Source organism: Sphingobium sp., from assembly GCF_032153725.1.
GTDB lineage: Bacteria > Pseudomonadota > Alphaproteobacteria > Sphingomonadales > Sphingomonadaceae > Sphingobium.
The window spans coordinates 1-11218 of sequence record NZ_JALDYQ010000111.1 but is presented as its reverse complement, the minus strand read 5'-3'; the positions used below and the strand labels follow the sequence as shown (position 1 = coordinate 11218).

The 11218-nt window shown below is 63.6% G+C and carries 15 protein-coding genes; 3 read left to right on the top strand and 12 right to left on the bottom strand.

Features of this window, described 5'->3' with window-relative positions:
- The 4 genes from RUH75_RS22275 to RUH75_RS22260 form a co-directional block, all read right to left on the bottom strand.
- On the bottom strand, positions 1-369 hold a 369-nt coding region (locus RUH75_RS22275), incomplete at its 3' end, for an endonuclease domain-containing protein (RefSeq protein WP_313809386.1).
- A gap of 98 nt (positions 370-467) precedes the next feature.
- On the bottom strand, positions 468-1952 hold the full coding sequence (gene sufB / locus RUH75_RS22270; RefSeq protein WP_313809385.1) for a Fe-S cluster assembly protein SufB: 1485 nt from the start codon (positions 1950-1952) through the stop codon (positions 468-470).
- Positions 1949-2392 carry an Rrf2 family transcriptional regulator gene (locus RUH75_RS22265; protein ID WP_313809384.1) on the bottom strand — a complete coding sequence of 148 codons (444 nt, stop codon included), beginning with the start codon at positions 2390-2392 and terminating at the stop codon, positions 1949-1951. The genes sufB and RUH75_RS22265 overlap by 4 nt, the downstream gene beginning before the upstream one ends.
- Before the next feature lie 105 nt (positions 2393-2497).
- Positions 2498-3367 (bottom strand): helix-turn-helix domain-containing protein, encoded by an 870-nt coding sequence (locus RUH75_RS22260; protein ID WP_313809383.1) that lies wholly within the window; start codon positions 3365-3367, stop codon positions 2498-2500.
- 428 nt (positions 3368-3795) lie between these two features.
- On the opposite strand from RUH75_RS22260, the gene RUH75_RS22255 reads away from it, so the two are divergent.
- Entirely contained in the window at positions 3796-4833 is a 1038-nt protein-coding gene (locus RUH75_RS22255) for a quinone-dependent dihydroorotate dehydrogenase (protein ID WP_313809387.1), read from the top strand.
- Positions 4834-4938: 105 nt separating this feature from the next.
- Positions 4939-6639, top strand: a complete 1701-nt coding sequence (ggt, locus tag RUH75_RS22250) for a gamma-glutamyltransferase (protein WP_313809382.1) — start codon at positions 4939-4941, stop codon at positions 6637-6639.
- Between the two features lie 41 nt (positions 6640-6680).
- Here the strand turns inward: ggt and RUH75_RS22245 are convergent, their stop codons facing one another.
- The 8 genes from RUH75_RS22245 to RUH75_RS22210 form a co-directional block, all read right to left on the bottom strand.
- The gene (locus RUH75_RS22245; RefSeq protein WP_313809381.1) at positions 6681-7175 is read right to left on the bottom strand and encodes a hypothetical protein; all 495 of its coding nucleotides are present in this window, start codon (positions 7173-7175) and stop codon (positions 6681-6683) included.
- 61 nt (positions 7176-7236) lie between these two features.
- Positions 7237-7665: a SufE family protein gene (locus tag RUH75_RS22240; protein ID WP_409592418.1), complete on the bottom strand. Its 429-nt coding sequence runs from the start codon at positions 7663-7665 to the stop codon at positions 7237-7239.
- Positions 7666-7750: 85 nt separating this feature from the next.
- Positions 7751-7984, bottom strand: a complete 234-nt coding sequence (locus tag RUH75_RS22235) for a hypothetical protein (RefSeq protein ID WP_313809379.1) — start codon at positions 7982-7984, stop codon at positions 7751-7753.
- Positions 7985-8031: 47 nt separating this feature from the next.
- Complete coding sequence (locus RUH75_RS22230; RefSeq protein ID WP_313809378.1) at positions 8032-8283, bottom strand: hypothetical protein; 252 nt, start codon at positions 8281-8283, stop codon at positions 8032-8034.
- A gap of 143 nt (positions 8284-8426) precedes the next feature.
- Positions 8427-8807, bottom strand: a complete 381-nt coding sequence (pspC, locus tag RUH75_RS22225; protein WP_313809377.1) for an envelope stress response membrane protein PspC — start codon at positions 8805-8807, stop codon at positions 8427-8429.
- A 1-nt stretch (position 8808) separates the two neighbouring features.
- Positions 8809-9075: an envelope stress response membrane protein PspB gene (gene pspB, locus RUH75_RS22220; protein ID WP_313809376.1), complete on the bottom strand. Its 267-nt coding sequence runs from the start codon at positions 9073-9075 to the stop codon at positions 8809-8811.
- A 3-nt stretch (positions 9076-9078) separates the two neighbouring features.
- Positions 9079-9759 (bottom strand): phage shock protein PspA, encoded by a 681-nt coding sequence (gene pspA / locus RUH75_RS22215; protein WP_313809375.1) that lies wholly within the window; start codon positions 9757-9759, stop codon positions 9079-9081.
- A 35-nt stretch (positions 9760-9794) separates the two neighbouring features.
- The gene (locus RUH75_RS22210; protein ID WP_313809374.1) at positions 9795-9968 is read right to left on the bottom strand and encodes a hypothetical protein; all 174 of its coding nucleotides are present in this window, start codon (positions 9966-9968) and stop codon (positions 9795-9797) included.
- A 175-nt stretch (positions 9969-10143) separates the two neighbouring features.
- Between RUH75_RS22210 and pspF the strand changes: the two genes are divergently transcribed.
- The gene (pspF, locus tag RUH75_RS22205) at positions 10144-11160 is read left to right on the top strand and encodes a phage shock protein operon transcriptional activator (RefSeq protein ID WP_313809373.1); all 1017 of its coding nucleotides are present in this window, start codon (positions 10144-10146) and stop codon (positions 11158-11160) included.
- The last annotated feature ends 58 nt before the right edge of the window (positions 11161-11218 follow it).

Here is an 11218-nt window from a genome sequence, read left to right as displayed (position 1 = left end):
CTCCCCTTCAGGGGAGGGGTTGGGGTGGGGGCTCGCCCAACGATCCGGCGCCTGTTGAAGCGCACGGAGGATCGTTGCGCAGACTCCATCGATATTTTGCATCACCTCAGAATTGGCGATGCGGATGATCTGGCAGCCCATATCGCTGAGCGCTGCGTCGCGCCGATCGTCGGAATGCGCGATGTGGGTGTCGCCGTCGACCTCAACAATCAGCGCCTTTTGCGGGCAGAGAAAATCCGCGATGAACGGCCCGATCACGGACTGGCGACGGAATTTATAGCCGCCGAGTTGCGAGCGGGAGAGCTTGGCCCACAAACGCTTTTCCGGCTCGGTCGGCTCGCAGCGCATCTCGCGGGCGAAGCCGGTCAATTGATCGAGGCGTCCAGCGGATAGCCCCCACCCCCGGCCCCTCCCCTGAAGGGGAGGGGAGTTGAGGCGTGTGGCTTGATCGAGAGGTTTCAAATTCCTCAACCGACGCTGCCCTCAAGGCTGATGCCCAGCAGCTTCTGCGCCTCGACAGCAAATTCCATCGGCAGTTGTTGCAGCACTTCGCGGGCAAAGCCGTTGACGATCAGACTCACCGCCGCTTCCTGATCCAGTCCGCGCTGCATCGCGTAGAAAAGCTGATCGTCGCTGATCTTCGACGTCGTCGCCTCATGCTCGATCTGGGCCGAGGGATTGCGCACCTCGATATAGGGCACGGTATGCGCGCCGCACTGGTCGCCCAGCAGCAGGCTGTCGCATTGGGTGAAGTTGCGCACGCCCTCCGCGCCCGGCGCGACGCGCACGAGGCCGCGATAGGTGTTGTTGCTGCGCCCCGCGCTGATCCCCTTGGACACGATGGTCGAGCGCGAACCCTTGCCATTGTGGATCATCTTCGTGCCGGTGTCGGCCTGCTGCATATTGTTGGTCAGCGCCACCGAATAGAACTCACCCACGCTGTTCTCGCCGTTCAGCACGCAGCTGGGATATTTCCACGTGATCGCGGAGCCGGTTTCCACCTGGGTCCAGCTGACCTTGCTGTTGCGGCCCTGGCAGAGCGCCCGCTTGGTCACGAAATTATAGATGCCGCCCTTGCCATTCTCATCGCCGGGATACCAGTTCTGGACGGTCGAATATTTGATCTCCGCATCGTCCAGCGCGACCAGTTCCACCACCGCGGCGTGCAGCTGATTCTCGTCGCGCATCGGCGCGGTGCAGCCTTCGAGATAGGAGACGTAAGACCCCTCGTCCGCGACGATCAGCGTGCGTTCGAACTGCCCGGTATTCTCCGCATTGATGCGGAAATAGGTGCTGAGTTCCATCGGGCAGCGCACGCCCTTGGGAATGTAGACGAAGGTGCCGTCGGAAAAGACCGCGCAGTTGAGCGTGGCGAAATAATTGTCATGCATCGGCACGACCTTGCCCAGCCACTTCTTCACAAGGTCCGGATATTCGCGCACCGCCTCGCTGATCGAGCGGAAGATGACGCCCGCTTCCTCCAATTCCTTGCGGAAGGTGGTGGCGACCGAGACGCTGTCGAACACGGCGTCGACCGCGACCTTGCGGCTGCCCTTGACGCCGGCCAGCACTTCCTGCTCGGCAATGGGGATGCCCAGCTTCTGATAGGTCGCCAATATCTCGGGATCGACCTCATCCAGCGAGTCCAGCTCAACCTTTTTCTTCGGCTCGGCGTAATAATAGGCGTCCTGATAGTCGATCGGCGGGATGTTGAGCTTGGCCCATTCGGGTGCTTCCATCTTCTGCCACAGGGCGAAGGCCTTCAGCCGCCATTCCAGCAGCCATTCCGGCTCCTTCTTCTTGGCCGAGATGAAACGGACCGTGTCTTCGTTCAGCCCCTTGGGCGCGAAGTCCTGCTCAATGGCGGAGGACCAGCCATGCTCGTAGGTGGAGGCACGCTCGGCGGCCTCATGCGCTTCGAGGTTACGAATGGTGGTGCTCTCTTCAGTCATGCCATTTCTCGTGTCAGGCTGGCGATCGTCACCCCGGCCAGGGCCGAGCGGATCGCATTGTTCGCGACATTCATATGCGGGCGGACGCGGCAGTCATGCTCCAGCGAACAGTCATGCGCGCCATGTTCCGCGCAGGCGGTCATGGCGATCGGGCCTTCCACCGCCTCCACCACATCGGCGAGCGTGATCGCAGCGGGTGGCCGCGACAGGCGGACGCCGCCACCCGTCCCCCGGCTCGATTCAAGCAGGCCGGCTGCCGAAAGGCGGCTCACCAGTTTCTGCACGGTGGGCAGGGGAATGCCGGTTTCGGCGCTCAGCGTGGTCGCATTCATCTTCACATATTTGTTGGTCGCAGGGTCAAGCCCAGCTCCCGCGCCGCAATGGCGCGCGGCGGCCGCCATCAGCACCACGGCATAATCTGCGAAACTCGAAAGCCTCATGACCTAAAACTTGCGAACCATTCTCAAATCGGATCGAATCAATCCGATTGCGGATGTGGTCCTGTCGGCGCGCGGAATCAAGGCATTTTTGCTTGGGAGCGCCGCTCAGCTGAACCGGTTGATCACCGCCACGTCACCGCCCAGCGACCGGCGCAGCAGAGTCAGTTGGGCCACGGCGGTCGGCTCGGTCTGCAACTGATGCGGGGTCAGGCCGATGAAATGCTTGATCTCGCGAATGAAATGCGACTGGTCGTAAAAGCCCCCATCCTCGCACAGCGCCTGCCAGCTTTCATGATCCAGCGCGATGCGCGCGCTGCACCGCAGGGCGCGATATTTGCGCGCCAGCAGCTTGGGCGAGCAGCCATAATATCTGTTGGTGAGGCGCGCGAGCTGGCGCGGCGAGACGCCGGTGATGTCCGCCAGCGTCTCTATCCGTGGCGAGCCCTCGCCCATCAGCCAGCCGTCCACCGCCTCCAGCAGCCGCCAAGTCGATTCCGGCAGCGCCACCAGCCGTTCGGTCAGGAAAGACCAGCAAAGCGCCGCCATGGCCTCCACATCTTCCATGGCGCGCAGCTTTTCCAGCAATTCGCGATAGCCCGGCGACGATCCCATATCCTGCACGCGATCGGTCAGGGAGTTGGCATCCCCCCCGTGCAGCGCGATCCATCCCGCCGGAAGCAACGAAATCCCGACCACCCGGCCGGGGCCGTCCAGTTCGAACCGCGTCGCGCCCAATGTCGGCCCCAACAGGCAGATTTCCGGGGTGGCACCGCTCGTTCCGTCATGGAAATGATAGTCGCCGCTGCTTTCCAGCATGAAGCGAAGTTGCGGCACGTCGGCGCGCGTCACATCCGAATAATGATCCGCCGTTTCGGTAAAGATATAAAGCGACCCGAAATAGGCGTTAAGCTGTTCTGGCGGCGCAAAATATCGCAGCCGTACAGGCCCCTGCACCGCATCGACGGTATAGGACATGGGTGCCTGATCATCTCTTGCCGTGATAGTTGGCGTCCCCCCGGACGCTTCCCTTTTGTGCGACGCCATATTTCACCCCGGCCCGCACTATGCGCCATCGCCACAAAGGTGCAAGGGCTATGCTTAACGGGATACCACTTTCCGGCCTGATCCAAGATGTCGGAAGATGTCGGCGGAATAAAAATGACCCGGCGGTTTTCACCGCCGGGTCAGGAAAAGGTCTCGTCAGCCATATGGCCTAGAGCCTTCGGGTCGCAGGACTGTCTTACGTCCGAATCGGGGAAAACATATTGGATGGATCGGACATTAGCCGGACCAAAACGGGACGAATCTCAACGAATCCCGTTAAGAAATGACGATCTTCAACCACTGTTGCCACGCTGCAACAGCGACTCGACGTGCGGAACGCGGGCTGGCATAGCGCCGCCATGTCCTACAGCCTGATCCGCCCCCTGTTCTTCGCTCTGGAAGCCGAGCGCGCCCATCATCTGTCCATTAAATTGCTCCGTCTGATGCCGACTCCACCCGCGCTGGAGCCCGACTCGATGCTGGCCCAGACGGTGGCGGGCCTATCCTTCCCCAATCCGGTGGGTCTGGCGGCGGGCTACGACAAGGAAGGACTGGTCGCGCACAAGATGCATGGCCTGGGTTTCGGCTTTGCCGAACTGGGAACGCTGACCCCGCTGCCCCAGCCGGGCAACCCCCTGCCGCGCCTCTTCCGGCTGGTGGAGGACCGGGCGGTGATCAACCGCATGGGCTTCAACAATGGAGGGCAGGCGGCCGCGGCCGAGCGAATCGCCAAGCGCAGGCGGCCCGGCGGCGCCGTCATCGGCATCAATATCGGCGCCAACAAGGACGCCGCCGACCGAATCGCGGATTATGCGACGGGCGTGACCTGCATGGCGCCGCTGGCCGATTATCTGACGGTCAATATCTCCTCCCCCAACACGCCGGGGCTGCGCGCCTTGCAGGACCGGGCCGCGCTGGACCAGTTGCTGGGCGCGGTGATGGCGGCGCGGGGGACGAAACGCACGCCCATCTTCCTGAAGGTCGCGCCCGATCTGGAACCCGCCGATGTCGAGGATATTGCCGCGGCCTGCCTGGACCACGGGATCGACGCGCTGATCGTGTCCAACACCACCATTTCCCGGCCTTCGCTGCGCTCGCGCCAGGCAGGCGAAACGGGCGGCCTGTCGGGCGCGCCGCTGCATGATCTGTCGCTGCAAAGGCTGCGCGATTTCCGCAGGGCGCTGGGGAACAGGCTTCCGCTGATCGGCGTGGGTGGCATCGCCAATGCCGATCAGGCCTATGCCCGCATCCGCGCCGGGGCGAGCCTGATCCAGCTCTACAGCGCGCTGGTCTATGAGGGACCTTATCTGGCCAGGCGAATCAATGCCGGGCTGAAGGCGCTGATGGTGCGTGACGGCGTCAGGAATATCAGTGAGATAGTGGGGATCGACGCCTGATCCGTCCTGGGCTGTATCCACATTCAGCTCAGACGGCCCGGATCGGCGGAATGTGGATGCAGCCCATGGGTTGCAGGACGCAACGCAGCAACTAGGGTGACGGCCATGACTTCCCGCCTTTCCGGCCTGCTGGCTCCCTTCGCCCTTTACGCGCTCATCCCCACCCCGCTCGCCGCGCGGGAGCCGGTTTCGGTCAACGCCACCGTGTCCGCCGCCGATCCGCGCGCGGCCGAAGCGGGGCAGGAAATATTGCGCAAGGGCGGCAGCGCCACGGATGCCGCCATCGCCATGATGCTCGCGCTGAACGTCGTCGAGCCGCATAATAGCGGCATCGGCGGCGGCGGCTTCCTGATGCATCATGACGGACGAACCGGCGTGCTGGAATCGATCGACGGGCGCGAGACGGCCCCTGCGGCGGCCCGGCCCGACCGTTTCGTGGGACCGGACGGCCAGCCCCTGCCCTTCCGCCAGGCCTGGCCGGGCGGCTATTCCGTCGGCGTGCCGGGCAATTTGCGACTGGCCTGGGACGCGCATCGCAAATGGGGCAGCCTGCCCTGGGCGGACCTGTTCCAGCCCGCCATCCGGCTGGCCGAACAGGGGTTCGAAGTACGCCGGCGGCTCGACACGGCGATGAAGGCGGTCGCGCCGATCTGGGCCGATTTCCCGGAGATCCGGAAATATTTCTGGATCGACGGCCAGCCCGCGCCGATCGGCACTACCCTCAAAAACCCGCCGCTGGCCGCGCTGTTCAGGCGCATCGCAGCGGAGGGGCCCGACGCCTTCTATCGGGGCGACAACGCACGGCAGATCGCGCAGACCGTCACCGACGCGCCGAAAAACCCCGTGCCGATGACGGAGGCCGATCTCTCCGGCTATCAGGCCAAGCCGCGCAAACCGGTCTGTGGCCATTATCGCGTTTACACGGTGTGCGGCATGGGCCCCGCTTCGGCAGGTGGGATCACCGTCCTGCAGGTGCTGGGCATGGTGGAACGATTCCCGCTGGCGCGATGGGGCAAGGATGATCCCCGGTCCTGGCATGTGATCGGGGAGGCGATGCAACTCGCTTATGCCGACCGCGACACCTATCTGGGCGATCCGGAATATGTAACCGTGCCGATCGCTGGGCTGATCGATCCGGGCTATCTCAAGCGGCGCTCGGCGCTGATCAGCATGGGCAAGGCGCTCAATGACTACCGACCCGGCACCCCGCCCGGCGCGGAGAAGCGCACCGCCGCCCTGCCCCAGCCGGAATCGGGCACCAGCCATTTCGTCGCGGTGGACCGGAACGGGGATATCGCCGCCTGGACCTCCACGATCGAAAGCTTCTTCGGCAGCCAGCTCGTCGCCAATGGCGTGATCCTGAACAATGAATTGACCGATTTCAGCTTCACGCCCGAAAAGGACGGCGCGCCGGTCGCCAACCGGGTGGAGCCGGGGAAGCGGCCGCTGTCGTCCATGTCCCCCACCATCGTCTATGACGCGGCGGGCACGCCCATCTTCACCGTCGGCGCCGCTGGCGGCAAGACCATCATCATGCAGGTGGCGAAGGCGCTGATCGCGCATTTCGACTGGGGATTGTCGGCACAGGATTCGATCGCTTTGGGTTTCGAGTTTTTCGACAAGGACGGGCTGGTGCTGGAACAGGGCACCACGCTGGAGACGATGCAGGCGCCGCTGGAGAAATGGGGGCACAAGGTGTCGATCGGCCGCTTCGGCCTGAAGGCCAATGCCGCCGAGCGGACGGCCGATGGTCATTGGGTGGGCGCCGCCGATCCGCGCAGTCCCGGCGTGTCGTTGCAGGAATAGGGATCATCCCCGTCATGCCGGCGGAAGCCGGGCTGACGGGGTCAGCTCTTCAGATTCAGCCCGGCGACGTTGAACTGGAACGGAAAACTCTTGTCCTTCGGCCCGACGATCAGGTTCACGTTCAGCGTCTTCGTATCCCTGATCGCGTCATAGGCCCCGGCGGCGGGCAGGACCTCTATCCCGTCCCTGTTCTCGGTCATCCGGCCTTTCCATTCATGCGTCTTGCCGTCATCGGTCTGCGCCGTGACCCGGCAGTCCGACAGGTCGCAACTGAAGGGCGCGCCCACCAGCTTGACGGTGACGTCGGCCTCTCCCGTGGCCATGGGCTGAACCAGCAGGACGGAGAAAGTGTCCGCCGCCGTCATGGTCTGGACCGTATTGGCGCTGCCGATATAGGCGAGCCTGGCATGCCCGCTTCCACCGCCTTCATATTTCCAGACCTGGCCGATCCGGTCGCGCTGGGTCGGGCCCTTGTCCTGCGATGAGGAACAGGCGGCCATCAGGCCCAAAGCAGCGAGCGCCCATGGGGATCGCATCGCATCTCTCCTTTGCCGTTTCGGAAGGAGAACGCTTGAAACCGGTCCGGTTTCCTTCGCTTCAGCTATAGCGCGCGGCGGTTTCCCGGATCAGCGCGATCATGTTGGGAATGCCCTGCGTCCGGTTGGAACTGAGCTGGTTCCTGAGGTCGAAGGGCGCCAGCGCCGCTTCTATGTCGGTTCCCGCAATGGCGGCGGGCGCCTGATCCTGCACCGTCAGCAATACCAGCGCGATGATCCCCTTGGTGATCGCGGCGTTGCTGTCGGCAAGGAAATGCAGCCGTCCCCCATTGGTAGAATCGGCGTCCACCACGGTCGGATAGACCCACACCGCGGCGGAACAGCCCCGCACCAGCGTCGCGTCGGTCTTGAGCGCGTCGGGCATGGACTCCAGCGCCCGGCCCAGATCGATCAGCAGACGGTAGCGATCGTCGGCATCGAGAAATTCATATTCCTCGACCAAATCGGCAAGGGCGGGCATGTCAGTCATAACCGCCATATAGGGTGAAAATCGGGCTGGGGAAGCCGCTATCCTGCCTGGCCCCCTCCCTTCAGGGGAAGGGAGCCAGAAGGCGTCAAATATCCACGCCCGCCGCAATGGCTTCCAGCTTGCGGATGCGTTCCTTGAGGTCCGCGACCTCGATCCGGGTGGCCGTGGAGGGTGGCGCTGTTTCCCCGGCCTGCCGCGCCAGTTCCGCGCGCTTCAGGTCCAGCCAGCCGTTCCAGCCCCGCAGGGCCGTGACCGCGACGATGACGAGTCCCGACAAACCCGCAATCGCCAAAGTAAGAGTGATGAGGGGGTCCTGCATCATGTCCTCCCTGTCCTTTCCTCAGGCGCGCCAGTTCCTCATGCGCATCAGTCGCGGTCCCTGAGCTTGTCGAATTCCCGCTCCAGCGCGGTGGAGCCGTCGGTCGCCAGCCGCTCCAGCACGGCGACGCGGTCCTTGAGCGCCTTTACTTCCGCCCGCAGCCGTTCCGCTTCCGGATCGGGACCGCGCGATACGAAGTCTTCGCCCTTGTGCCGGCGCACGACGCCGTATCTGGCGCGGACGACGCTGGCGATGGCGGTGATCGCGACGATGGCGACGACCATTTCGAACGGATTCATCTGTCTACTCCCTTGCTCCGCATCAGCGCGCTCAAGGCGACGACCAGTGCAGAATGTCAGCTTTTCGTTTCCATGCAGTCCGCGCAGCCTGTTTTTCGACCGGCGCCGCTATCGGTTCGATAAACGGCATTCCCGTTCAACGTTCAGCGCAGGCTGTCGATCTCTTCGGCAAGGCGGGTGTTGCGGCTGGTATAATGGGTTTCGATGTCGGCCAGCCGGCGGTCGATATCACGGAATTTGGACCGCACGTCACGGGTGGAGCGCGCCGGATTGGAGCGCACGCCCTGCCAGAATTTCTGATCGTCGCGGTCGGCGTAAAGGCCAACCGGCTTGTTCTCGGCAAAATAGGCGGCGGCGAAATAGGCGATCAGCGACCAGGGGAAGGCCCCCATCAGCGTCACCAGCACCGCGCCGACCCGAACCCAGACCACGTCGATCCCGGTATAGTCGGCGATGCCGGCGCACACGCCCATCCATTTGCCATTCTGCTTGTCGAGATAATATTTGGTGCGACGGGCAGCCATGTCAGTTTCTCCGGTCGAAATCGTAATTATCGTCCTGCGACGGGCGGGCGGGGCGGAAATCGGGGTTGTCGGCGGCGACGATCCGTTCGACCGTCTGCAACCGCTCCTCCAGCCGCCGGGCGAGCAGGTGCATCTCGTCGAGCAGCTTCTCATCCTCATCGGTGATCTTGGGGGCCTGCTTCCATTTGGTGACATAGTGGAAGATCAGCCAGGGCATGCCGATGAACAGCATGCCGCAGATCATGATGGGCAGGAACACGTCCTCCATGCGTCACTCTCCCCTGTTCACATTGGCGTTCATGCTGGCCTTGAGCGCGGCGAGTTCGGCATCGACCTTGTCGGACGCCTTGAGTTCCGCAATCTCTTCCTCCAGCGTTTTGGGCGCCTGCCCCAGACCGGCGGCATCGGCGCGCCCTTCGGCCATATCCACGCGGCGCTCCAGCATCTCGAAACGGGCGAAGGCGTCGTTCACCTTCTCGCCGGCATAGGCTTCGCGGACGCGCAGGCGGTTCTGGGCGCTTTCCATCCGGGTCACAAGGCTGTTCTGCCTGGCACGCGCCTCGCGCAGCTTGGCCTGGAGCTTGGCGATATCCTCTTCGGCGGCGCCGAGGGATTCATCCAGCACCTCGATCTCATGGGACAGCTGCTCGGCCATGTCCGTCGCCTTCTGCTTTTCGACCAGCGCGGCCTTGGCCAGATCCTCACGGTCCTTGCTGAGCGCCAACTGGGCCTTTTCCGTCCAATTGTCCTGCAAGCCCTGAAGCTTGGCGATATGACGCCGCATTTCCTTCTGGTCGGCAATGGTGCGGGCCGCAGAGGCGCGCACCTCGACCAGCGTCTCCTCCATTTCGAGGATGATCATGCGGATCATCTTCGCCGGGTCTTCCGCCCGGTCGAGCAGGTCGGTGACATTGGCGGCGATGATGTCGCGGGTGCGGGAGAAAATACCCATTTGAACTTCACTCCTGGTAATTTATGAGGCGCGCCTTACGCCAGATAGTACAAGGCTGCGGGGCAATCATGGTTCACGAGCGTGGGCACTTCGCTGGCGCGGGCCGGGCCGACGGCCGAAAGGATCAGGGTTGATCCGAACAGGACGGAGGCGAGGACGACGGACAGAAACTGCCCGATTCCGCTTAGGCTGCTGCTGGGCTTTTCCATGACTTCACTCCTGAACCTTGGCCTTCATATGGTGCCGCTTGATCGGTCAGCGGCTTCGCTTTCCGATATTGCAGAAGCCGTGCCAATTTTGGGAAAAGGCGAAAAATCGCGGTTTTTTACGAGTGTCCAAAAATGACCCTTGCCGAAAGGTGGGAAATTTCACCATAAGTTGGGCATGGAGAAAAATAGCCAGTTCATCGGCCAATCGCTGGCCTTTCTCGACGCGGTCGAGCAGGCGGGGCGGGCCGCCGAACTCAACCGGCCGATATTGGTGATCGGAGAGCGCGGGACCGGCAAGGAACTGATCGCGGAGCGTCTCCATCGCCTGTCGCTGCGCTGGGACGGGGCGCTGATCATCATGAACTGCGCGGCACTGCCCGAAACGCTGATCGAGGCGGAGCTGTTCGGCCATGAGCAGGGCGCCTTCACCGGCGCCGCGCGGACGCGGGCCGGGCGGTTCGAGGAGGCGGATGGCGGCACGCTGTTCCTCGACGAACTGGGCACGCTCTCCATGGCCGCGCAGGAGCGGCTGCTGCGGGTGATCGAATATGGCGAGGTGACGCGGATCGGCGCGTCGAAGCCCATCATGGTGGACGTGCGGATCGTCGCGGCGACCAATGAGGATTTGCCCGCCGCCGCCGATGCGGGGCGTTTCCGGCCCGACCTACTGGACCGGCTGAGCTTCGAGGTGATCACCTTGCCGCCGCTGCGCGCACGGGAGGGGGATGTGGCGGTGCTGGCCGACCATTTCGGGCGACGCATGGCGGCCGAGATCGGCTGGCCGCAATGGCCCGGCTTTTCCGCCGCCTGCATGGCCGAACTGGAAGCGCATGACTGGCCCGGCAATGTGCGCGAACTGCGCAATGTGGTGGAGCGGGCGGTCTATCGCTGGAATGATTCCGCGCGGCCGGTCGCGGCAATCGTCTTCGATCCCTTTGCCTCGCCATGGAAGCCGAAGCCGCTGATGCTTGCGAAGAGGCCTGCGGAGATCGCGCCGTCAGCCGCTCCCGCAGCGGACGGCCATGACGCGATCACCGACCTCAAATCCGCCGTCGACGCGCATGAGGCCGCGATCGTGCGGGCGGCGCTGGAGCGCTTTCGCTATAACCAGCGCGCCACGGCGAAGGGATTGGGGCTGACCTACGACCAGCTTCGCCATTGCATGAAGAAACATGGGTTGAGCGGGGGGTAGCCCAGAACACAAGGTGCTCCTGCGAAGGCAGGAGCCCAGTTCGAACGGCGGGACTGGG

Bases quoted from the DNA above. Each gene is read 5' to 3' on its own strand.
- RUH75_RS22230 (WP_313809378.1), bottom strand. From the start codon at position 8,283: ATGAATCCGTTCGAAATGGTCGTCGCCATCGTCGCGATCACCGCCATC.
- RUH75_RS22210 (WP_313809374.1), bottom strand. From the start codon at position 9,968: ATGGAAAAGCCCAGCAGCAGCCTAAGCGGAATCGGGCAGTTTCTGTCC.
- RUH75_RS22265 (WP_313809384.1), bottom strand. From the start codon at position 2,392: ATGAGGCTTTCGAGTTTCGCAGATTATGCCGTGGTGCTGATGGCGGCC.
- ggt (WP_313809382.1), top strand. From the start codon at position 4,939: ATGACTTCCCGCCTTTCCGGCCTGCTGGCTCCCTTCGCCCTTTACGCG.
- RUH75_RS22245 (WP_313809381.1), bottom strand. From the start codon at position 7,175: ATGCGATCCCCATGGGCGCTCGCTGCTTTGGGCCTGATGGCCGCCTGT.
- RUH75_RS22255 (WP_313809387.1), top strand. From the start codon at position 3,796: ATGTCCTACAGCCTGATCCGCCCCCTGTTCTTCGCTCTGGAAGCCGAG.
- pspB (WP_313809376.1), bottom strand. From the start codon at position 9,075: ATGGAGGACGTGTTCCTGCCCATCATGATCTGCGGCATGCTGTTCATC.
- RUH75_RS22260 (WP_313809383.1), bottom strand. From the start codon at position 3,367: ATGTCCTATACCGTCGATGCGGTGCAGGGGCCTGTACGGCTGCGATAT.
- sufB (WP_313809385.1), bottom strand. From the start codon at position 1,952: ATGACTGAAGAGAGCACCACCATTCGTAACCTCGAAGCGCATGAGGCC.
- pspC (WP_313809377.1), bottom strand. From the start codon at position 8,807: ATGGCTGCCCGTCGCACCAAATATTATCTCGACAAGCAGAATGGCAAA.
- RUH75_RS22240 (WP_409592418.1), bottom strand. From the start codon at position 7,665: ATGACTGACATGCCCGCCCTTGCCGATTTGGTCGAGGAATATGAATTT.
- RUH75_RS22235 (WP_313809379.1), bottom strand. From the start codon at position 7,984: ATGCAGGACCCCCTCATCACTCTTACTTTGGCGATTGCGGGTTTGTCG.
- pspF (WP_313809373.1), top strand. From the start codon at position 10,144: ATGGAGAAAAATAGCCAGTTCATCGGCCAATCGCTGGCCTTTCTCGAC.
- pspA (WP_313809375.1), bottom strand. From the start codon at position 9,759: ATGGGTATTTTCTCCCGCACCCGCGACATCATCGCCGCCAATGTCACC.